We start from the raw sequence: 21,521 nt of genomic DNA, 5'->3' as shown, positions 1-21,521 counted from the left end.
CAATGGTCAATTTAAAAGCAAATGTAAACAGCTAGGTTGAATACCCTGGGGATAAAGGAAAGCCCTTTTATATAACTATTCCACGATGAGAAATATCGCCTTTTAATTTATTGTTTTAATGACTTCTGGAGACCACTGAATGAAATTTCCTAAGCCACTACCAACACTCTGTCTGGCTATTTCTGCCATTTTATTTAGCCAAATAGCTGCTGCTCAACAAATTAAAGCGGCTGATGTTCACCCTAAAGATTACCCTAATGTTGTTGCGGTTAAAAATATGGGTGACAAACTAAAAACGGCGACCGACGGGCGGTTGGAAATTAAAACATTCCCAGGCGGGGTCTTGGGTGATGAAAAACAAATGATAGAACAGGCCCAAATGGGAGCAATTGATATTATTCGTGTTTCCATGACCCCTGTTGCCTCTATTTTACCGGAGATCAGTGTCTTTACTCTGCCCTATATGTTCCGCGATGAAGATCATTTACATAAAGTGCTTGATGGAAAAATTGGTCAGGAAATTGGCGATAAAATTACTAACAATAAGAACTCAAAATTGGTCTTCCTCGGTTGGATGGATGCGGGTACCCGTAATCTGATAACCAAACAACCGGTTATTAAACCGGAAGATCTGAAAGGCATGAAAATCCGGGTACAAGGTAGCCCGATTGCATTAGCCACACTGAAAGCCATGGGTGCTAACTCGCTCAGCATGGGCGTCAGTGAAGTGTTCAGTGGGATGCAAACTGGCGTGATTGATGGCACTGAAAATAATGAGCCAACATTTGTTGCTCATAACTATCTGCCGGTAGTCAAAAACTATACTTTGAGCGGCCATTTTATTATTCCTGAATTGTTCCTTTATTCTAAAACCAAGTGGGATAAATTATCTCCCGAAGATCAACAAACCATTCTGAAACTGGCAAAAGAAGCCCAGGCGGAACAGCGTGTATTGTGGCAAGCCTATGTGCAGCAATCTCATGACAAAATGAAAGCTGGCGGCGTGCAATATCATGAAATCGATCATGACGCTTATTACCAAGCCACGCAGCCAGTACGTGATGAGTTTGGCAAAGATTACCAAGACCTCATGCAGCAAATCAGTGCTGTCCAATAATATTCTTTTGGCGGTATTAATGACTTAATACCATCGATATATACCCAGAATCATTGGCGTTGTAGTCAGGCGACTAACACCGCTACAGCGCCAAGGACGAAGGGTAATCTGAGGTCTCCGCTATGGCTCGCTATTATCTATCAACGATGGATGCTTTATATCGCCTGTCAATCTGGGTAGCTGGTATTGCTTTAATTATTATGGTTGCGGTTATTCCCATGGGGATATTCGCCCGATATGTACAAAATGATGGCTTATCCTGGCCAGAACCCGTGGCTATTTTATGCATGGTGACATTTACTTTTATTGGCGCTGCCGCCAGTTACCGCTCCGGTTCACATATTGCCGTCAGTATGGTCACCGACCGACTCTCTGAAGCTGGTAAAAAAATCTGTCTGATATTGGTGGATTTGCTGATGATATTGATAAGTCTGTTTATTCTGGCTTACAGCTACACTTTATGCAGCGAACTTTGGTCACAACCGGTGGCTGAATTCCCATTATTGACTGCCGGGCAAACCTATATTCCTCTGCCTATCGGCTCCGCTATTACCCTGCTGTTTATTATCGAGCGCCTGTTCTTCGGCTCACAGACCCACCGCCCGGTAGTCATGATCGGCAACTCATAATTTGGGGAACTTTGCCTTATGGATGCATTTATTTTAGTTTTTACCCTGGCAATTTTGTTGGCTATTGGCGTGCCGGTGGCTTATGCCGTCGGATTAAGTGCAATTGCTGGCGCATTTTGGATTGATTTGCCACTGGAGGCGGTCATGATCCAAATTACCAGCGGCGTAAACAAATTCTCATTGTTAGCGATCCCGTTCTTTATTCTGGCGGGCGCCATTATGGCCGAAGGAGGAATAGCGCGGCGACTGGTGAGTTTTGCCTATATTTTCGTTGGGTTTATCCGTGGTGGTCTGTCACTGGTCAATATTGTGGCCTCAACTTTCTTCGGCGCAATTTCAGGGTCATCAGTGGCAGACACGGCTTCAATTGGCTCCGTGATGATCCCCGAAATGGATAAAAAAGGTTATCCGCGTGATTTTGCGGCTGCCGTCACCGCCAGTGGTTCGGTTCAGGCCATATTGACACCCCCTAGCCATAACTCGGTTATTTATTCGCTGGCAACCGGCGGTACGGTTTCTATTGCTGCACTGTTTATTGCCGGGATCCTGCCGGGCCTGCTGCTCAGTTTCACCCTGATGCTAATGTGTGTGGGCTTTGCTTATAAACGAGGTTACCCCAAAGGGGAGCGGGTGCCATTCCGCCAGGCGCTGAAAATCTTTGTTGATACCTTATGGGGGCTGATGACCGTCGTCATCATCATGGGAGGGATACTTTCCGGGATATTTACTGCCACTGAATCCGCCGCAATTGCTTGTTTATGGTCGTTTTTCGTCACTATGTTTATCTATCGTGATTACAAATGGTCAGAGCTACCCAAGTTGATGTACCGCACGGTAAAAACCGTCACTATCGTGATGATTTTAATCGGTTTTGCTGCCAGTTTTGGCGCTATCATGACCTACATGCAATTGCCCGAGCGTATCACTGAGTTCTTTACCTCGGTTTCTGATAATAAATACGTCATTCTGATGTGTATCAATATCATGCTGTTGCTGATTGGCACGTTGATGGATATGGCACCACTGATTTTGATATTGACGCCGGTCTTAATGCCGGTCACCAATTCATTGGGTATCGATCCGGTGCATTTCGGCATGATTATGCTGATTAATCTGGGGATTGGCCTGATTACCCCTCCCGTGGGATCGGTGCTGTTTGTGGCCAGTGCGGTAAGTAAACAGAAAATCGAGCAAGTGGTAAAAGCGATGTTACCGTTCTACGGCGCGCTATTCCTGGTGTTAATGCTGGTCACTTATATTCCGGAAATATCCCTGTGGCTACCCAGAGTCTTTGGCGTTTATACCGGCTAACCAATCAACTCATCATCTTACACAAGTAAGTCGGGCCGCTGACAGGCCCGACACATCAGTATCAAGATGGTTTTTTGAAATAATTAATCCAAATGAAGGGGAAACGTACCATTGGGGCCGTAACGGCGTGAGCCGTCGGAGTGCCCCTAGGTACGGTCGCCCCTTCACTTACTGGTCTGAAAAATCAATACCATAGACTCATGATTGGCCACCCCACCAGCAACAGCATGCTGATGTAGAACACCCCCATGATCCCACCCAAACGCCAGTAATCTTTAGATTTCACATAGCCGCAGCCATAGATAATCACACCCGGCCCGGTAGCATACGGCGTCAACACCCCCATGATCCCGATGGATAACACCAACAGCATGGATAAATGCTCCATTGGCACGCCACTCAAGCCCTTGCCGACAGCTAAAATCACCGGCAACATGGTGGCGGTATGAGCAGACAAACTCGCGAACAGGTAATGAGAGAAATAGAACACCAGCACCAATGCCACCACTGTCATATTCGGTGAGAAGCCATCAAGGTGAGTGCTCATGGTATTGGCAAACCAATCAATAAAACCAGAGCGAGTCAGGCCATTTGCCATCACCACCAAGGTCGCCAGATTCACCAATGTATTCCAGGCGCTGGAATATTTGGTGATATCTTTCCACGACACCACATGCAGCGCCAGCATCAACGATACCGCCAGCAAACCAACGGCCGTGGCATCAATGAACTGACTGCCAAACACCCACAAACACAGACTCAGAAGCACCAAGCCAATCAGGGTAATCTCTTTGCGAGTCAGGCCACCCATTTCATTCAGTGCTGTTTGTGCCCAGGTCGCCACTTCATCACTTTTGGTAACACCGGGTTTATACAGCACATAGGAGAGCCACGGCGCGACAATCAGTAAAATCAACCCAACCGGCAGGAATGCCAGGAACCACTGCATCCAGCCGATATGAACACCGGCTATTTTATTGACAAACTCAATACCCAATACGTTAGGTGCCGCGCCGGTAACAAACATGGAGGAACTGATGCTAGTACCAATCACCATCATCCACATCAGATAACCACCGATGCGCCGTGACGACGGGTCATGGGGATAAGAGTCAAACAGCGGCGGCAGGTTTTTCACTACCGGGAATACGGTGCCGCCGGTACGGGCAGTATTCGATGGCGTAAAGGGTGCCAACAGAATATCAATAATAACAATGGCATAACCCAGGGTCAGTGTGCGCTTGCCCATGAATTTCACCATGAACAACGCAATACGGCGGCCAAGGCCAGTGGCTTCATAGCCGAGCGCAAAAATAAATGCCCCGAACACCAGCCAGACAGTAGTGCTGGAGAACCCTGCCAGCCCCCATTTCAATGACTCTTTACCGCCGTTGAAGCTGGCATCCGCCACTTCGGCGGCACTAAATAGCACCCAGTCAGAACTTAGCACGCAAATTGTCACCGCGATAAAACTGATCGCCGTGGCAGGAATTGGCTCTAAAATCATACCGACAATCATGGCGACAAAAATCGCAAAATAGCGCCAGGCTTGTGGTGGCATACCTTCCGGGGTTGGGATCAACAGCAGAACGGCCAGCACCACAAAAGGCGCGAGCGCTTTCCATAATTTCTCTTGCGACTTCAACATAGAGAGACTCCTATAGCTGTTACCGGGCCGATAGCTGTTACTGGTCCAATAACAACGTTCTTATTTTTGTGAGGGAGGTGATGAGGGAATTGCGCCAGAAACCAGGTCAGGATCAGCAGGTCAGCACTGCCGCCAGGGCTAAGGTTGCGGGCGATACATTGGGCGTCAAACATGCACACTCGCCGCAGGCTGAGAGGATCATTCATCCCTGCCGCCGAGAGTGAGGCCAAAAGTTCTGTTGCCTGTTGTTGTAACCATTGCAAACCCGCCATACCGCCACGAGAAACCACATTGGTATCGCGATTGACGGACATCAAAATCAGCAAAGTGTGCAATAAGGCATGGTCAGGTTGCGCCCCGTCAGCTAATAAGCGCCGGTACGCGGGTAAAGCATGGGTTAACACCGTGGCAAAGCCGGATTCAGCCTCACCCCGCGCGCCCGTCAGGCCATATTGATAAAACAGGCGCTGCCCGGCGGTTTGTTGTGGATTCGATTGACGTAGTTCGCGCTCAATCAGCCCACGGCATAAGCTGGCGGCCTCCTGACACACTGCTTCGGCGCTGATTGATTGTGCTCGCGCCCTTAACCGCCCAAGTGCGCAGCAAATCAGCCCCAGAGAAAAAACGCTGCCTTTATGGGTGTTGACGCCATTGGTCGCCTGAAACATGCTGTTTTCGCAAGCCAACCCTAACGGCCGCAAGCTGTTAAGCGCTGCCTGCCCCTGCAAATGGCTATAACGCATACCCTGTTCAATAAAACGGGGCAGCCACGGCGCAATAGCATCAGCACTGTGATAAAAATCTTGCAGCGTCATGTCCTGATGCGCGCCACAGTTCACGCAATCCACCAGGCCGGGTTTCGGTGTCAGATTGACTTCAGCTAACATCGCCTGATAAGCCAATGCGCCGAACTTTTTGCTGAAATCATCCCTTGCCCAAAAGGCAGTCGATGAAACCGCCATCTCGTCAGTGCGTTGCAGAGGTAGCATTGAGCATCAACTCCATCTGGGCCAATAATTCGTCAATGGTATGCGTCTGTGCCCGGGCGCACACATTAGCTGGACGATGGCACAGCAAGCAGCGGCGTGGCGCTAAGCCCACATCACGGCGTGACAAAATTCGCCCTGAAACATCCAGCACATCGATATCCCATAACCTGCCCTGCGGGTGCTTTAGCTCCAGCAACAATGCGGCGTCTTTCACTTGTTCGGCGGGCAAATCAACCGCTATCAAGCCCTCACAGCCGGTCGGCAGCGGAAACACCTCTTGCTGCAACACTGGCCAACATTGCTGCTGGCTCAAGGTGGTAATGGCCTGCCACGCCAGCGCAAACAGCTTACGAGTCAATGGGTTATCTTTGATTGCTCCCGGAGCCACCAGAGTCAATGAAATCAACGTAACTTGATGACGCGACAACCAGGCCTGTTGCCGGCTCTGACGCGACTCACGACTGGTCAGCAATTCCGGCAAACTGATTGGCCGGTTAGCGGCTAATGCGGGGGAAAGTGTATTCATCGTCTACTCCTGTATCTGATGAACAACATCAATCACGGAACCATCGCGATAGCGCACCACCGCCACCACCCGATCAGTAAATTTGATCGGTTGTGGTTCACCGGTCAGAATCAGCGCACGCTGATAGAGCCAGTCGATGGTGACTACCGGCAAACCCGCTTGCTGCAAACGTTCGGCCAGTTCTGGCCGTGCTGGATTTACCGCGATACCGTGATCGGTCACTAAAATATCGACACTGGAACCCGGCGTGACGCAAGTGGTCACGTCCTTGACCAGGGTTGGAATACGGCCACGGACTAATGGCGCGACAATGATTGACAGTCGAGCGGCAACCGCGGTGTCGCAATGGCCGCCGGAAGCGCCGCGCAGCACACCATCAGAACCGGTCAACACGTTGACATTAAAACCGGTGTCAATTTCCAGCGCGCTGAGCACCACCACATCCAGCCGATCGACGGATGCCCCTTTCGAGCTAAAATTAGCGTATTGATTAGCACTGATTTCGATATGACGTGGGTTACGGGCCAGCGAAGAGGCGGCCTGTTTGTCAAAACTTTGCACATCCAGCAGCTTGGTAATCAGCCCTTTTTCGTGCAAATCCACCATGGTTGAGGTGATGCCACCCAGTGCAAAAGCGGCAGTGATATTGCGGCGCAACATTTTGTCTTCAAGAAAACGTGTTACCGCCAGCGATGCCCCGCCAGTGCCGGTCTGCAAAGAGAAACCATCGACAAAATAGCCCGAACCGGCAATCACTTCGGCAGCACGGCGGGCAATGAGTAATTCGCGGGGATTGGAGGTCATTCTGGTGGTATCAGCGCCAATCTTGTCGGCATCGCCCACTTGCTCAACCTGCACAATCAAATCAACCTGATCCTGAGCAATACTCGCCGGATGATGCGGATAAGCCACCAGAGCTTCCGTTAGCAACACCACACAACCGGCATATTCAGCATCCACTCGCGCATAGCCCAATGAGCCACAACAGGCAGCGCCGCTAAAACCATTGGTATTACCGAATTCATCGCAAGCCGGCACCCCGATAAAAGCGACATCGATGGTCAGCTCGCCGGACTCAATCAAATTAACGCGGCCGCCGTGGGAATGAATCTGTACCGGTTTGGCTAATAATCCGCGCGATATCTCCTCCGCCAGCGGCCCGCGCAGACCCGAGGTGTAGATTTCGCTGACCACACCATTGCGGATATGCTCCACCAGAGGCGAATGGCAGTCGCTCAAAGAGCTGGAGGCCAGACGCAAATTTTTGAAGCCCATGGCGGCAATCGCATTCATCACCAGATTTAAGGTCAAATCTCCGGCACGGAAAGCATGGTGGAAAGAAATGGTCATGCCATCTTGCAACCCGCTACGGCGAATCACATTTTCCAATGAATCACACATCTTGATATTGCGTGGCTTCTGCGCCTGTAAATTCGCTTTAGAAGTGTTCTGATACGGGCGATATACCGGGCCGTTATCCTGACTGTGGCTTAAACTTTCTACTCGTTGTTGCCTATTCATCTCTTATTCCTCACGCAGGCCGCTGACCGCACGTTGCAAAACCAACCGCGCCCGTTCAATCACCGGGCTGTCCACCATCTTGCCGTTCAGAGAAACCACACCGCGCCCTTCGGCTTCTGCCGCTGCAGCAACATCAACCACTGCCTGGGCATGGCGGACTTCTTTCTCGGTCGGCGCATAGAGGTTGTGTAACAGTTCGATTTGGCGTGGGTTTATCAATGACTTGCCATCAAAACCCAGTTGTTTGATAAGCGCGGCTTCCTGCAAAAAACCCGCTTCGTTATTGGCATCGGAATACACGGTGTCAAAAGCCTGAATCCCTACCGCACGGGCGGCCTGCAATATTGAACAGCGAGCAAACAGCAGCTCAATCCCTTCGGGAGAGCGCTCAGTGCGCAAGTTGCGGACATAATCTTCAGCTCCCAGCGCAATCCCCATTAAACGCGGCGATGCCTGCGCAATAGCCAGCGCTTGAGTGATGCCCTGTGCTGATTCAATAGCAGCCAGCAAGCCGGTGCTGCCCACTTCACGACCACATTCCGATTCGATACGGCTGATTTCACGCGCCATATCTTCGACATCTTTCGCATTATCGGTTTTCGGCAAACGCACGATATCCGCGCCACCACGCACCACCGCCTCCAAGTCAGCCAGACCATAAGCCGAGTCCAATGCATTGACTCGCACTATGGTTTCCACATCCTGATAAAGCGGGTGCTGCAAGGCGTGATAGACCAGGCGACGAGCCGCATCTTTTTCGCGCAGAATGACGGAATCTTCCAGGTCAAACATCAGCGCATCAGATTGATAAATAAAGGCATTACTGACCATGGCGGCATTGGCACCGGGAACAAATAACATGCTGCGGCGCATTCTGTTTTTCATTTCGGGTTTCATCAATGCGCTCTCCATGGCAGAATTTTTTCATCGCAGGCTCTCAGCAGCGCGGTTTCCAGCCGTGCCTGTAACACGCAATCCAGTGCGCCTTTATCGTCAATAATCAGTTGCACTCCGGTTACCCGATACTGTTCCAGCAACGCCAGTACGCTGTAGCGAATGGCTTCACCAAACTGCTTGTCCACACTGCTGTGGATTTGCAGATCTATTTCGGGTGGATTTAATGGTGCGATGCGCACCATAACGTCGCTCGATTCCAACGTTCCGGCGACGGCCTCTCTAATAATTTTCATGTTTCACCTGATTAACTTGTCTTCAAATTCGTGGTTTCTGACTTAGGTATCAGTCCCTATCTTTGCGCCCTGCTTTAATCAGCTCTCTTTAGTCAGTTAAAACGGGGCTGAACTCTTTGCTAATGCTGAGCTTTTCTCTGTGCTGGCCGCTTTTTGCGCGCGTTGTGACAACAAGCGCTGTAGGTAATGGCAGGTAGCGGGAGGAACTAACTTGCGAATGGTTTCGCTATCCCCCTGTGCCAATAGTTTGCGCACCCATGAGGCGGAAATAGCGGTGTTGTGATATTTAAGACGTTCAATTTCCACCAGCGAAATCGGCGGATAAGGCAATAACGGCGTCTCCAGCCAAAAGCTCATGTCGCGGTTATATTTAGCGGTCACAGTACAAAACGGCTCAGTCCCGACAAAGCGGTGGGTAACACCCAGTGCCGGAGCCAAATATTGGCGGAATATTTTTAGGTCGATTTCGGTATAGCAGTCATCTGCCACGCCTTGATCTTTAATAAAATAACAAGGGAAAGTGGCACGGGAGATCATATATTCCGAACCGGGATGCACCGTAAGATTGGCAATATCTTGGGTGCCTTCGAGCACTAATTGCAGCCGGTCTTCATAGGGAAAACGCGAATTATCTTCTTTCACCAAAAACAGGTGTAGCCAATCACACTGCGCGGCGGCCTGCCGCACCAAATATTGATGCCCGCGAGTAAATGGGTTGGCATTCATGACGATGCTGCCAATTTTCTGCCCTGGCTGACGTAATTGACTCAATTGTTTGGCATAGCGCTGCAAACGGCAGTCGCTATTTTCCATCAACACCACAATGCCAGGGACACTCGCTATAGGATAAAATCCACAGGCTTTAAATAAGCTCTCGTTTTTAGTTTTGGTATAAATAAATAGATGGCTGTGATGGCGCTCATAGGCCAGATTGACCAGCTCAGTAGCTAGCGTCAGCGCCAGCCCCTCACCTCTCACCTGCTCACTGATGGCCACGCATTTGATAATATTACCGGCAATACCGCCACAGGCCACCAGCTTGTCATTACGGCTTACGGTAATAAAAACCTCAACAGTGGTATCTATATTCAGATCATTTTCACGCAAGAAGCGTGTTATTTCTGCAATCTGCTGATGGTCTGACCGATTAATTCGCTTAAATACCGTATCCATAATTCACTCTCTGCCATAACGTTTACATAACAAATAAAAAACAAGTTGTTTTACCCACAGTGAAATAAATTATAAAGCCACCTTTAAATAAATATTTCACATAAAAACAACAAGATAAAATAAATTAACCTAGGCTTGTTTTTAATTTTAATTAATTTATGAGCACATGCTAAACATAAAAATAGCGCGGTTAATTGACCTATTTCACATATAAGAGAGTAAATATAAGTTATTTAATGGTTTTAATTTTCTTAATTATTAATATATATTTTTATTTCTCTTAGCTATTTAATTATTTCTTAAATTAACTTATGTTAACGCCAGTACATAGCCCATATGTTAAATAAGGTGAGTAATGTGTCGATCCCCTCTGCCGATGTTTCCCTATCAGGCAAATTAAAATGGCGTGGCCGAATATGGGGCCGGTTGCAAAACATGGCCTTTCCATTGCGGATATTTCTGCTGCTGTTGACCGTCTCTATTCTGCTGGTAGGCGCGCTGGATCGCTTTCTCAGCCATAATTTTGAGCAATATCTACTCGATCAAGTCAGCAAAACAGCGATGAATCAGGCAAAAATTATTGCGTCGATGGATTCCGTCGTCAATGCCGTGAAGCACCGCGATAAGGCACAACTAGCCCAAATCGTCAGCCGACTCGGGAGCACTTCCGACCTTGATTACCTGGTCATTGGTGACACTCAATCCATTCGTCTGTATCACCCCAATCCGGAGATGATTGGTCACCCAATGCAATGGACCAAACCCGGCGCACTGGAAAGGGGCGAGAGTTATATTATTTTTGGCAAAGGTTCCATGGGGGAAGCCATGCGCGCCAAAACGCCCATCCGCGATGAGCAGGGAAAAATCATTGGTGTCGTCTCTCTGGGGTATCTGATCAGCAAAATAGACCACTGGCGGCTGATTTATCTGCTGCCACTGACCCACTCTTTTATCCTGGTACTCGGCTTATTATTGCTACTGTCATGGCTGTTTGCTCATCATATCCGCCGCCAGATGATGGGAATGGAACCCAAAGAAATAGCGCGAGTGCTGCGCCAACAAGAAGCCTTGTTCGGTGCCGTATTCGAAGGGTTACTCGCGGTTGATCCTGAGGGAAGGATCACTGCAATCAATCAAAATGCGCGTAAAATGCTGAATATCTCAGCCACACCACAGCAATTGATTGGTCGTAAAGTCAGTGAAGTCGTCTCCCCTGACCACTTCTTTCTCGATCAAAGTGGTGAAAATCGCCAGGATGAACTCTGTACCTTTAATGGCTTGAATGCCATCGCCAACCGGGCGGGTATTTGGTCGGAAGATGGTGCATTTCAAGGTTGGGTGGTGAGTTTTCGCAGTCAGGATGATATTCATACTCTCAGCGCCCAACTCAGCCAGATTAAGCAATATGTCGAGAACCTGCGCACGGTGCGGCATGAGCATCTGAATTGGATGTCAACCCTGAGTGGGCTGTTGCAAATGAAAGAGTTTGACCGGGCGCTGGAGATGGTGAAAACCGAGTCTTCCTCCCATCAGGCGCTGATTGATATGCTGCGTACCGCATTCAATAACCGGCAGATTGCCGCATTATTATTTGGTAAATACCATCGGGCCAAAGAGTTGGGGCTGAATTTGAATTTTGTCCCCGGCTGCCAGTTAAGTCAGTTGCCTGCCAATATCGGCGAAAATGAACTGGCCGCTATCATGGGAAACCTGCTCGATAATGCCTTTGAGGCCAGCCTAAAAAATCCTGACGGCGATAAACAAATTGAAATTTACCTGTCTGATGAAGGTGAAAATGTGATTTTGGAAGTTGCCGATCATGGCTGCGGCATCGAGCCACAGTTGCAAGATAGCCTGTTCGAACGAGGTATCAGTTCCAAAAATTCAGATGAACATGGTATTGGGCTGTATTTGGTAGCCACCTATGTTCAGCAAAGTGGTGGCACCATCACAATAGAAGAGAATCCGCCGTGCGGCACCTTATTTACCGTCTTTATTCCGAAGACGCATTGATCTCAAAGACAGGGAGATCCCATGGAATGTCTTAATATTTTAGTGGTTGAAGATGAAACACCACTGGCAGAAATGCATGCCGAATTTATCAAGCAAAGCAGCCACTGCCATGAGGTGTGGCTGGCGGGCAATTTGCAGCAAGCCCGCAGCATGGTGGCTCGCTTTCATCCTGATTTAATTCTGCTGGATAACTATCTACCCGATGGCAGTGGTTTAGAATTATTACGCGAACTGACCTTACAGGGGTTCTCTGGCGGTATTATTTTTGTCACCGCAGCCAGCGACAGTGAAACTGTCTCTGAAGCTATCCGCTATGGGGTTTTTGATTATCTGATAAAACCAGTGGCTTACGAACGGTTGGAACAATCGCTGGCCCGCTACAGCCATCGTCATCAAGTCTTGCAAGATGGCACCAAGGTCAATCAGCGCCAGATTGATGAAATGTACAATACCTATGCTCGTGGCGAGCAAAAAGTGGCTTTACCACTGGGTATCGACCAAATGACACTGGATAAAATCCAGACATTATTTAGTGATAATGCCGAGGAATACACGGCGGAGAACGTTGCCCAGATGCTCGGATTGAGCCGTACCACGGCCCGTCGTTATCTGGAATTCTGTGCAACAAATCAAGCGCTACAAGCAGAGATTATTTATGGCAAAGTGGGCCGACCACAGCGCATCTACCGCAGTAAAAAAGCGCTGTAACCAGCACTGAGTTCCGCTCACACTACACCTTCGCGCTCCACATCCATCCTGTGGAGCGCTGCGTTTTTCACCGGAAACTGCCTATTTCACCACCAGATTTTGCCCACATCTGTTAAGCCTCTTACATTTCTGATAACAATTATTGCTACGCTAATAATTGATCAGCATCATGCAAGCATATGTTCCGCAATAATGAAAAATCATGATTAATGTCGCGTTGATAGATGACCATATTGTTGTCCGCTCGGGTTTTGCCCAGTTGTTATCGCTGGAAAAAGATATTCGTATTATTGGTGAGTATGGTTCGGCGGCAGAGGCTTGGGCCAATCTACCCAACACCGATGTACATGTTGCTGTTATGGATATTTCGATGCCGGATGAAAGCGGGCTAAGCCTGCTCAAGCGCCTGCGCCAAAACATGCCGCATTTCCGCGCCATTATTTTGAGCATTTATGACACCACCGCATTTGTGCAAAGTGCCATGGATGCTGGTGCCAGTGGCTACCTGACTAAGCGCTGTGGCCCGGATGAATTGGTGCAAGCGCTACGAACCGTGCATGGTGGCGGCCTCTATCTGTGCGCCGATGCCTTGCGCGCCCTGCGCCATATGCCACAGCAGCCGCAACAACTGGCGATTTTGACGCCACGCGAGAAAGAGATTTTCCAGTTACTGATCAATGGGATCAGCGTCAAATCCATTGCCGAACAATTGTCACTCAGTCACAAAACCGTCCATGTTCATCGCGCCAATATTCTGGGTAAACTGAATTGCGAAACCACCGTCGAGCTGGTGCATTTTGCACTGCAACATCAGTTGCTGGCTGGAAACTGACATGTGGCAACTGCGCTCAGTGGGGCTATCGCTGTTTTTGGTCATTTTTTTCTCACTGAGTTGGCTGGCGCTGTGGACTATCAGTTTTTATCTGAGTGATGATGGTTTACATGCCGTTCTATTACTGCCACAAGGCCTGCGGCTGGCATTAATGATATTGCTGCCGCGCCGCTATTGGTCAGTGTTGCTGCTGACCGAGTGTGCCGCCTTGTGGTGGCTGCACAGTGAACAGTTGCAGCCTACAGTGTTGATTATGCTGTCACCGTTCCTCAGTTTACTGCCCGCCGAACTGACCCAGCGTTTTTGGCACCATTACACTCTTTACTGGCAGCGGTTATTACTGTTGCTCGCCGCCGTCACCGGTAACAGTATGTTGCATGGGCTGATACTGGGCTTCTGGCTGCCTGTGCCGTTAACCCAGACACTGCTTGCCACTTTTACCGGCGGCATTCTGTTAGTGCCGTTCACCTATCTAATCTATGAATATTTAAAACAGCAGCATATCCGCAACTTGTTCTCGCAGCAGATGCCCGACCCACCGCTGCGCACCTCACTGCTAATTTGGTGCTCGCTGATTTTTGCCATTGGGGTTTGTGTGCAAATAGCCATTGCTCCCAATATGGAGCGGCTACTGCTGATTTTTGTCTTTCTACCCAATGTCTTTATGGCGTATAAATTTGGCTGGCAAGGCGGGGTGTTGGCGGCAGTGTTAGGCAGCCTGATGATTACCGTGACCCGCCAGGCCAGTGGTGCATTCCATGATTTGGCGGAACTGGAATTGTTCCTCTCCACTCAGGCACTGTTAGGGCTGACACTGGGGATTGCCATTAGCCGCCAACAGCAGTTAGCTCAACATCTGCACCGCTATCGCCATCAATTGGAGCAAGAGTTACAAACCCGGCGTAAATTAATGAAACGGTTAGTGCGCACCGAGGAAGATGTGCGCAAAGAAATTGCCCGTGAATTGCACGATGAAATCGGCCAGAATATCACCGCCATTCAAATTCAGGCCATGCTGGTCAACCGCTGCGCGCCCTCGCCAGCGGCTCAATCTGCGGCTAATCAAATCAGCAGTTTATCGCAACGAATCCATCAAACCACCCGCCAACTGCTACGCCAATTGCGCCCACCGGTGCTGGATGAAATGCCTCTGGATCAAGCCCTACACCATTTAGCGGAAGAGTTTGCTTTCGCCGAGCAAGGGATTCATTTCCAATTGGATTATGCCCTGCCCGCGACACCCGGTGAGGATGTGGTGGTATTTACGCTGTATCGGCTGGTGCAAGAACTGCTCAACAACATTAATAAACACGCTAATGCTAGCAATATTCAGGTCAGTTTGCGCCTGACCGACAATATCATCACCCTGGAAGTGCGCGATGACGGCATGGGGATCTCCGTGCAACCGCAAGGCGGGGGATTTGGTCTACGCGGGATTGAAGAGCGGGTGCGGGCATTGGGTGGTGACTGGCTACTGCAACGCCGCTTAGGAACCCGCGTGGTGGTTAACCTGCCAACCCATATCCGCACTAACGACTCTGTGAACCCGCCCACAGAACGGGATCAAAAACCTTCATAACTAAGCATTATTCCTAAGCGTCTACAACCTTGTCTCATCTCTTTTACTTTTTCCTTCCTTACACTCAACACAATTACCGGAGGAATCCATGTCAGCATCGCCATTGTCGTCAAAGACTTTACCCCTTGAGCCTTTGACGCCGGAGCAGGTGAATGCGCGTTACCGCTACTGGCGACCGCGCCTGATGGTCGCCATGGTGATGGGCTATGCCGCCTTTTATCTGACACGTAAAAGTGTCAACTACGCCATGCCAGTGATGCAACTGGAATTGGGGTTGGATAAAGGAGATATCGGTTTGCTGGGTACCCTGTTCTATCTGGCCTACGGCGGCTCAAAATTTGTGTCCGGCATTGTCAGCGACCGCACCCAGGCACGCTGGATCATGGGCATCGGTTTGATGATGACCGGGATACTGAATGTGGTGTTTACCCTGTGCCACTCCCTGCCCGCCTTGTTGGTGGTCTGGACGTTAAATGGTTTCTTTCAAGGGTGGGGATGGCCGCCTTGTGCCAAATTGCTGAGTACCTGGTATTCGCGCAATGAGCGCGGAACCTGGTGGGGATGTTGGAATACCTCCATCAGTATTGGCGGCGCGGCGGTGCCGCTGTTATCGGCCTTTCTGGCCTCGCATTACGGCTGGCAGGCCGCACTGTTAGTGCCTGGAGCTATTGGTATCGTGTTAGGTCTTTGGTTGTGCTGGCAATTATGCGACAAGCCGCAACAGCAAGGTTTACCGACCATCGGCCAATGGCGGCGAGATCCACAGGATCAGTGGCAAGAGCAGCAAAGCCCCCCCATGCCGATGGGGCGTATTTTTCGCGATGCCATTTTGCGCAACCGCACCATCTGGTTATTAGGGGTTTCTTATGTGCTGGTCTATCTGATCCGCATCGCCCTCAATGACTGGGGCAATATTTGGTTAGCGGAGAGTCATGGCGTCAATTTGCTCAGCGCCAATGCCACCTTATCGCTATTTGAGTTAGGTGGGTTATTTGGGGCGCTGTTTGCCGGTTGGGGATCAGATTTGTTATTTCGCGGTCAGCGCGCGCCGATGATTTTGTTGTTCGCATTGGGGCTGTTTCTGACGATGACCGCCCTGTGGCTGGCACCGGTACATAACTACCCGCTACTGTCCGTGACATTTTTTAGCATTGGTTTTTTTGTTTTTGGACCACAGATGCTCATTGGCCTGGCAGCCACCGAATATACCCATAAAGATGCTGCCGGTACGGTCACCGGGTTTCTTGGATTATTTGCTTATCTCGGTGCGGCACTGGCGGGATGGCCGCTGGCGCAAGTGTTGCAACACTATGGCTGGCAAGGTTTTTTTGCTCTGCTCACACTGGCGTCGGCATGCGTTGGGTTGTTATTAATGCCGCTGTTAATGACCGGCATTAATCGATTGAAAGCAGTACGTTAAATAAAAAATGCGTTAAGTAAAAAAGGACGTTAACCAAGTAAGTCATACCTCTACCTACAACAACCATCCTTTATGCCCCAGTGATGGGCGCATAAAAGGATAAAAAGGATAATGTTATGAAACTCTTACCTCTCTCAGCACTGGTAGCCGCAGGCCTCGCACTGAGCGCTTTTACCACCGTCGTCCAGGCGGAAGGGCGTTTGGTTATTTATTGCAGCGCCACCAATGCCATGTGTGAAGAAGAAGCCAAAGCGTTCGGCGAAAAATACGATGTCAAAACCAGCTTTATTCGCAATGGCTCCGGCAGCACACTCGCTAAAGTGGACGCAGAGAAAAAGAACCCACAGGCCGATGTCTGGTATGGCGGTACTCTGGACCCGCAATCTCAGGCCGGTGAAATGGATTTACTTTATCCTTACGCCTCACCGAATTTGGCGCAAATCATGCCGCAATTCCGTGATCCGGCCAAACGCAAAGGTAACTACTCCTCTGCGGTATATATCGGTATTTTAGGGCTGGGCGTGAATACTGACCGCCTGAAAGAGAAAGGTCTGCCAGAACCTAAATGCTGGAAAGACCTGACCAACCCTATCTACAAAGGTGAAATCCAGATTGCCGACCCGCAAAGCTCGGGCACTGCCTACACCGCGCTGGCCACTTTCTCTCAATTATGGGGTGAAGATGCGGCGTTCGATTACCTGAAAAAACTCAATGCCAACGTGTCGCAATACACCAAATCCGGCATCGCCCCAGCGCGTAACGCTGCACGCGGCGAAACGACCATTGGTATTGGTTTCCTGCACGATTACTCACTGGAAAAAGAGAAAGGTGCGCCTCTGAAACTGATTTCGCCTTGCGAAGGTTCTGGCTATGAAATTGGTGGTGTCAGCATTCTGAAAGGTGCGCGTAATCTGGATAACGCCAAGTTATTCGTTGACTGGGTGCTGTCAAAAGACGCGCAAGAGTTAGCATGGCAGAAAGGTCAGTCCTATCAGATCCTGACCAATACCACTGCGGCGACCTCCCCTAACTCACTCAAACTTGATGATCTGAAACTGATTAATTACGACATGGACACTTACGGTGCTACCGAGATGCGTAAGAAGCTGATCACCAAATGGGTTAATGACGTCAAGATGGGCAAATAGCAGCCCACACAATAAGCGAACCATAAAATAACTTATCGCTTTCTATAACCAAGCCCTTGGCGTGGCAGCACCGCGCTGTCGCGTCAAGGGCGCAGGTTAGATCTGGGGAACACCATGACTCACTCACATGCTCTGCGGCTCCCGCAGACACGGGATGCCATTTTCTATTGGTTGGCCTTTGCCGTGGCTGCTTTTGCCTTATTACCCGCGTTCAGTCTGGATTATGGTCTGCTTGAGGCCAGCCGTTCTGAGCTACTGGCCGCCTATGGCTGGTCCAGTCTGAACATCAGTACATTATGGTTTGCCTTGCCATTAGTGCTGCTTTTCCGACCGCTTTCCCCCCAAGGGCGCGAACACCGCACCCGGCATCTATTTGACGCCGGTTTCGCCCTATTCTGCGCTCTATTCGTGGTCATCACTTCGGCCTGGCTGCAACGCGGGCTGGGTTTTGCCACGATTGGCTTGTTTATTGCCCTGGGAGCCGTCATCACACTGGCGCTCGCTCGCCTGGAATGGCTGGGGGGCGATCGTTTTGTTCTCGGTTCGCTGGTCACCATTATTGCCCTGATCACCGTGTTTATTCTGTTTCCCAGTATCGCTATTTTCATCCCGGTGTTTACTGATGAAAATGGGGCTTTTGCGCCCTGGCAATTTATGGCGATCCTTGGACAGGCGCATATTCTGCAAGTTATCTGGAATTCGTTTGTGCTGTCGGTTGCGGTCGGTATCGGCTGTACCTTCTTTGGCATGGTGTTAGCCATATACACCACGCGAATTGCTAAACGCTCAGCATTGCTGGGGCGAATTTTCTCGATTTTGCCGATTGTCACCCCGCCTTTTGTGGTCGGATTGGGTGTCACCTTGATGATGGGCCGCTCCGGCTATGTCACTGAGTTAATGGTCACCTGGTTTGGGCTGACAAATACTAACTGGCTGTATGGTTTTACCGGTATCTGGTTGGCGCAAGTGCTGGCCTTTACGCCGATGTCATTTATGATCCTCGATGGGGCGATAAAAACGATTCACCCGTCGCTGGAAGAAGCCTCTTATACCTTGCGGGCCAGCCGTTGGCAGACCTTTATGCAGGTATTTCTGCCGCTATTGAAACCGGCCCTGGCGAACTCATTCTTGATAGTCATCGTGCAATCACTGGCTGATTTCAGTAACCCACTGGTGTTAGGCGGGAACTTTGACGTGCTCGCCACGCAAATCTACTTCTATATTACCGGCGCACAACTTGACTATCCGGCGGCGTCGACACTGGGTGTCATCCTACTGATGTTCTCGCTGTTTATCTTCTGTATTCAGTATATGTGGATAGGCAAACGCTCCTACGTCACCATCTCCGGTAAATCTTCGCGCGGTGATGTTCAGCCCTTGCCGGTCTCATTAGTCTGGGGCACAACAGCCATGCTGTATGTGTGGATTGCCTTTAACGTATTGCTGTACGGCAGCATTTTCTATGGCAGTTTCACCGTCAACTGGGGAGTCGATTACACCCTGACGCTAAATAACTTCAACCAGTTATTTGGGCAAGGTTTCAGTGATGGCGCATGGCCTTCGCTGCTCGATACGCTGTTGTACGCCGGTATTGCCGCCCCTATCACCGCCGCCTTTGGTCTGCTGATTGCCTATATCGTGGTACGTCAGCAATTCCGTGGTAAAAAAACCATCGAATTCAGCACCATGCTCTGTTTCGCCGTCCCCGGAACTGTGGCGGGTGTCTCCTATATTCTGGCCTTTAACAGTGCGCCGGTGTACCTGACCGGTACGGCAGCTATCGTCATTATCTCAATGGTGATGCGCAATGTGCCCGTCGGGATACGCGCCGGGATAGCCGGTCTGGGCCAACTTGATAAATCGCTGGATGAGGCTTCACTCAGCTTGCGGGCCGGTTCGCTACGTACCGTGATTTACATTTTGCTGCCATTACTGCGCCCGGCGATTCTCTCGGCGCTGATTTATAGCTTTGTGCGGGCGATGACCACCGTCAGTGCCATTGTTTTCCTGGTAACGCCCGACACCCGAGTCGCCACCTCTTACATCCTTAACCGGGTAGAAGATGGCGAATACGGCATCGCGATTGCCTATGGTTCCATTCTGATTGTGGTGATGCTTGCCATCATCTTCCTGTTTGATTACCTGGTTGGCGAAGCGCGTATTGCCCGCTCGAAAGCCAGTAATGCTGAATAACGGCGCACTGATAAGGCTTAACATAATGACTAACGAAAGCTATGAATCTGATAAAAATCATGGGTCTGATAAAAAGCATTTTGTCGAACTCAAACATGTCACCAAGCGTTTTGGTACCAATACCGTTATTGATGATTTAAATCTGGCTATCCCCAAAGGCGAAATGGTCACGCTGCTGGGGCCATCTGGCTGTGGTAAAACCACCGTATTACGGTTGGTCGCTGGGCTGGAAAAACCCACTGGCGGGCAAATTTTTATCGATGGTGAAGATGTCACTGACAGATCTATCCAGCAGCGGGATATCTGTATGGTGTTTCAGTCCTATGCCCTGTTCCCACATATGTCACTGGGCGAGAACATTGGTTATGGCTTGAAAATGCTAGGGCGGCCGAAAGATGAAATTCGCGAGTGGGTGAAAGAAGCGCTGGTGCTGGTGGATTTAGACGGGTTTGCTGATCGTTTTGTCGATCAGATTTCTGGTGGTCAACAGCAACGTGTGGCACTGGCGCGGGCCCTTATCCTGAAACCCAAAGTGCTACTGTTTGATGAGCCGCTCAGTAACCTGGATGCTAACCTGCGCCGCAGTATGCGCGATAAAATTCGTGAATTGCAGCAGCAGTTTAATATTACTTCGCTGTATGTTACGCACGATCAAAGCGAGGCTTTTGCCGTCTCTGATACCGTTTTGGTGATGAATAAAGGCAAAATCATGCAAATTGGTGCGCCACAGGAGCTATACCGCCATCCTGCTTCTCACTTTATGGCCAGTTTTATGGGTGATGCCAACGTATTCCCTGCACGAATCAACAGTGATAGCGTTGAAATTTTTGGTTATCACATTCCGCGCCCACAAGGATTTGCTGATGGATATCAGCAAGCTACGGTCGGTGTCAGGCCAGAAGCCATTACGTTAAGCCAGCAAGGTGACCCAAGCCAGCGCTGTACTATCAATAAAGTGGCTTATATGGGGCCGCAATATGAAGTATTAGTCAATTGGCAGGGCCAATCATTGCTATTACAAGTCAATGCCACGCAATTACAACCCGCTCCTGGCGATAGCTATTATCTGCAAATTCACCCGTATGGCATGTTTGTCCTAACGGATGCGCCACAATAAGCGCCCTGGCGGGCAGAGTTCTCACACAACTGCCCGCCATTTTCCCGGCTATCAAACCCTTTCTTGCGGATAAATGTTGAACGAAAAGCCAAAAATCTCAACAAGTTGCACAAACTGTAAGCAAACAATCTACTTTTACTGTTTCCCCCTTTGACATGTTCATCATACCCCGCTATTATTCGCCCCGTTCACACGATTCCTCTGTAGTTCAGTCGGTAGAACGGCGGACTGTTAATCCGTATGTCACTGGTTCGAGTCCAGTCAGAGGAGCCAAATTCTTGTTTTCGTGCAGCTTCATTAATGCCTGTATGGTTTTAATACAACAGCTTAGCGTGAAAACTTCTCCTGATGCATTTTGATTTTATCCTCCGCATCGGGAAAAATTGGTGGTCAAATCTGGGGTCCGG

At 49.7% G+C, this 21,521-nt stretch carries 18 protein-coding genes and 1 tRNA gene; 12 read left to right on the top strand and 7 right to left on the bottom strand.

Features of this window, described 5'->3' with window-relative positions; all coding sequences use genetic code 11:
- Positions 1-139 precede the first annotated feature (139 nt).
- The 3 genes from HU019_RS12010 (at position 140) to HU019_RS12000 (ending at position 3,057) form a co-directional block, all read left to right on the top strand.
- Positions 140-1,117: a TRAP transporter substrate-binding protein gene (locus tag HU019_RS12010; RefSeq protein WP_174847242.1), complete on the top strand. Its 978-nt coding sequence runs from the start codon at positions 140-142 to the stop codon at positions 1,115-1,117.
- Between the two features lie 122 nt (positions 1,118-1,239).
- Positions 1,240-1,746: a TRAP transporter small permease gene (locus tag HU019_RS12005; protein ID WP_174847243.1), complete on the top strand. Its 507-nt coding sequence runs from the start codon at positions 1,240-1,242 to the stop codon at positions 1,744-1,746.
- Between the two features lie 18 nt (positions 1,747-1,764).
- The gene (locus HU019_RS12000; RefSeq protein ID WP_145556402.1) at positions 1,765-3,057 is read left to right on the top strand and encodes a TRAP transporter large permease; all 1,293 of its coding nucleotides are present in this window, start codon (positions 1,765-1,767) and stop codon (positions 3,055-3,057) included.
- Positions 3,058-3,241: 184 nt separating this feature from the next.
- Here HU019_RS12000 and HU019_RS11995 read toward each other — a convergent pair whose 3' ends face one another.
- From HU019_RS11995 to citC, 7 genes are all read right to left on the bottom strand, one after another.
- On the bottom strand, positions 3,242-4,705 hold the full coding sequence (locus tag HU019_RS11995; protein WP_174847244.1) for an anion permease: 1,464 nt from the start codon (positions 4,703-4,705) through the stop codon (positions 3,242-3,244).
- A complete protein-coding gene (gene citG / locus HU019_RS11990) occupies positions 4,699-5,694 on the bottom strand; it encodes a triphosphoribosyl-dephospho-CoA synthase CitG (RefSeq protein ID WP_174847245.1) in 996 nt (331 codons plus the stop codon). Before citG ends, HU019_RS11995 begins: the two co-directional genes overlap by 7 nt.
- Complete coding sequence (gene citX, locus HU019_RS11985) at positions 5,672-6,220, bottom strand: citrate lyase holo-[acyl-carrier protein] synthase (RefSeq protein WP_174847246.1); 549 nt, start codon at positions 6,218-6,220, stop codon at positions 5,672-5,674. Before citX ends, citG begins: the two co-directional genes overlap by 23 nt.
- A gap of 3 nt (positions 6,221-6,223) precedes the next feature.
- The gene (gene citF, locus HU019_RS11980; protein WP_174847247.1) at positions 6,224-7,741 is read right to left on the bottom strand and encodes a citrate lyase subunit alpha; all 1,518 of its coding nucleotides are present in this window, start codon (positions 7,739-7,741) and stop codon (positions 6,224-6,226) included.
- A gap of 3 nt (positions 7,742-7,744) precedes the next feature.
- A complete protein-coding gene (locus HU019_RS11975; protein ID WP_174847248.1) occupies positions 7,745-8,638 on the bottom strand; it encodes an aldolase/citrate lyase family protein in 894 nt (297 codons plus the stop codon).
- A complete protein-coding gene (gene citD / locus HU019_RS11970) occupies positions 8,638-8,931 on the bottom strand; it encodes a citrate lyase acyl carrier protein (RefSeq protein ID WP_025377851.1) in 294 nt (97 codons plus the stop codon). The genes HU019_RS11975 and citD overlap by 1 nt, the downstream gene beginning before the upstream one ends.
- Positions 8,932-9,027: 96 nt before the next feature.
- Positions 9,028-10,104, bottom strand: coding sequence for a [citrate (pro-3S)-lyase] ligase (citC, locus tag HU019_RS11965; RefSeq protein ID WP_174847249.1), 1,077 nt, complete (start codon positions 10,102-10,104; stop codon positions 9,028-9,030).
- A gap of 336 nt (positions 10,105-10,440) precedes the next feature.
- On the opposite strand from citC, the gene dpiB reads away from it, so the two are divergent.
- The 9 genes from dpiB to HU019_RS11920 all read left to right on the top strand — a co-directional run bounded on the left by dpiB (position 10,441) and on the right by HU019_RS11920 (position 21,387).
- Entirely contained in the window at positions 10,441-12,117 is a 1,677-nt protein-coding gene (dpiB, locus tag HU019_RS11960) for a sensor histidine kinase DpiB (RefSeq protein ID WP_174847250.1), read from the top strand.
- 21 nt (positions 12,118-12,138) lie between these two features.
- The gene (dpiA, locus tag HU019_RS11955; RefSeq protein WP_174847251.1) at positions 12,139-12,825 is read left to right on the top strand and encodes a two-component response regulator DpiA; all 687 of its coding nucleotides are present in this window, start codon (positions 12,139-12,141) and stop codon (positions 12,823-12,825) included.
- 202 nt (positions 12,826-13,027) lie between these two features.
- Positions 13,028-13,657: a response regulator transcription factor gene (locus tag HU019_RS11950; protein ID WP_174847252.1), complete on the top strand. Its 630-nt coding sequence runs from the start codon at positions 13,028-13,030 to the stop codon at positions 13,655-13,657.
- Position 13,658: 1 nt separating this feature from the next.
- Complete coding sequence (locus tag HU019_RS11945) at positions 13,659-15,236, top strand: MASE1 domain-containing sensor histidine kinase (protein ID WP_174847253.1); 1,578 nt, start codon at positions 13,659-13,661, stop codon at positions 15,234-15,236.
- An 88-nt stretch (positions 15,237-15,324) separates the two neighbouring features.
- Positions 15,325-16,656, top strand: coding sequence for an MFS transporter family glucose-6-phosphate receptor UhpC (gene uhpC / locus HU019_RS11940; protein ID WP_174847254.1), 1,332 nt, complete (start codon positions 15,325-15,327; stop codon positions 16,654-16,656).
- A gap of 116 nt (positions 16,657-16,772) precedes the next feature.
- The gene (locus tag HU019_RS11935; protein WP_174847255.1) at positions 16,773-17,804 is read left to right on the top strand and encodes an ABC transporter substrate-binding protein; all 1,032 of its coding nucleotides are present in this window, start codon (positions 16,773-16,775) and stop codon (positions 17,802-17,804) included.
- Between the two features lie 114 nt (positions 17,805-17,918).
- A complete protein-coding gene (locus tag HU019_RS11930; protein WP_174847256.1) occupies positions 17,919-19,997 on the top strand; it encodes an ABC transporter permease in 2,079 nt (692 codons plus the stop codon).
- 25 nt (positions 19,998-20,022) lie between these two features.
- Positions 20,023-21,114, top strand: a complete 1,092-nt coding sequence (gene fbpC, locus HU019_RS11925; protein WP_174847257.1) for a ferric ABC transporter ATP-binding protein — start codon at positions 20,023-20,025, stop codon at positions 21,112-21,114.
- A 197-nt stretch (positions 21,115-21,311) separates the two neighbouring features.
- Positions 21,312-21,387, top strand: a tRNA-Asn gene (locus HU019_RS11920).
- The last annotated feature ends 134 nt before the right edge of the window (positions 21,388-21,521 follow it).

Origin of the sequence: Yersinia artesiana, assembly GCF_902726545.1 — a bacterium.
Lineage (GTDB): Bacteria > Pseudomonadota > Gammaproteobacteria > Enterobacterales > Enterobacteriaceae > Yersinia > Yersinia artesiana.
The sequence above is the reverse complement of the archived record's forward strand: the minus strand, read 5'-3'. Positions and strand labels throughout refer to the sequence as shown.

Excerpts from the sequence above, each read along its gene's own strand:
- citD (WP_025377851.1), bottom strand. The coding sequence starts at position 8,931 with ATGAAAATTATTAGAGAGGCCGTCGCCGGAACGTTGGAATCGAGCGAC.
- dpiA (WP_174847251.1), top strand. The coding sequence starts at position 12,139 with ATGGAATGTCTTAATATTTTAGTGGTTGAAGATGAAACACCACTGGCA.
- HU019_RS12005 (WP_174847243.1), top strand. The coding sequence starts at position 1,240 with ATGGCTCGCTATTATCTATCAACGATGGATGCTTTATATCGCCTGTCA.
- citC (WP_174847249.1), bottom strand. The coding sequence starts at position 10,104 with ATGGATACGGTATTTAAGCGAATTAATCGGTCAGACCATCAGCAGATT.
- citX (WP_174847246.1), bottom strand. The coding sequence starts at position 6,220 with ATGAATACACTTTCCCCCGCATTAGCCGCTAACCGGCCAATCAGTTTG.
- dpiB (WP_174847250.1), top strand. The coding sequence starts at position 10,441 with ATGTTAAATAAGGTGAGTAATGTGTCGATCCCCTCTGCCGATGTTTCC.
- HU019_RS11975 (WP_174847248.1), bottom strand. The coding sequence starts at position 8,638 with ATGAAACCCGAAATGAAAAACAGAATGCGCCGCAGCATGTTATTTGTT.
- uhpC (WP_174847254.1), top strand. The coding sequence starts at position 15,325 with ATGTCAGCATCGCCATTGTCGTCAAAGACTTTACCCCTTGAGCCTTTG.
- citF (WP_174847247.1), bottom strand. The coding sequence starts at position 7,741 with ATGAATAGGCAACAACGAGTAGAAAGTTTAAGCCACAGTCAGGATAAC.
- HU019_RS11950 (WP_174847252.1), top strand. The coding sequence starts at position 13,028 with ATGATTAATGTCGCGTTGATAGATGACCATATTGTTGTCCGCTCGGGT.
- HU019_RS11995 (WP_174847244.1), bottom strand. The coding sequence starts at position 4,705 with ATGTTGAAGTCGCAAGAGAAATTATGGAAAGCGCTCGCGCCTTTTGTG.
- HU019_RS11930 (WP_174847256.1), top strand. The coding sequence starts at position 17,919 with ATGACTCACTCACATGCTCTGCGGCTCCCGCAGACACGGGATGCCATT.
- HU019_RS11945 (WP_174847253.1), top strand. The coding sequence starts at position 13,659 with ATGTGGCAACTGCGCTCAGTGGGGCTATCGCTGTTTTTGGTCATTTTT.
- HU019_RS12010 (WP_174847242.1), top strand. The coding sequence starts at position 140 with ATGAAATTTCCTAAGCCACTACCAACACTCTGTCTGGCTATTTCTGCC.
- fbpC (WP_174847257.1), top strand. The coding sequence starts at position 20,023 with ATGACTAACGAAAGCTATGAATCTGATAAAAATCATGGGTCTGATAAA.
- HU019_RS11935 (WP_174847255.1), top strand. The coding sequence starts at position 16,773 with ATGAAACTCTTACCTCTCTCAGCACTGGTAGCCGCAGGCCTCGCACTG.
- HU019_RS12000 (WP_145556402.1), top strand. The coding sequence starts at position 1,765 with ATGGATGCATTTATTTTAGTTTTTACCCTGGCAATTTTGTTGGCTATT.
- citG (WP_174847245.1), bottom strand. The coding sequence starts at position 5,694 with ATGCTACCTCTGCAACGCACTGACGAGATGGCGGTTTCATCGACTGCC.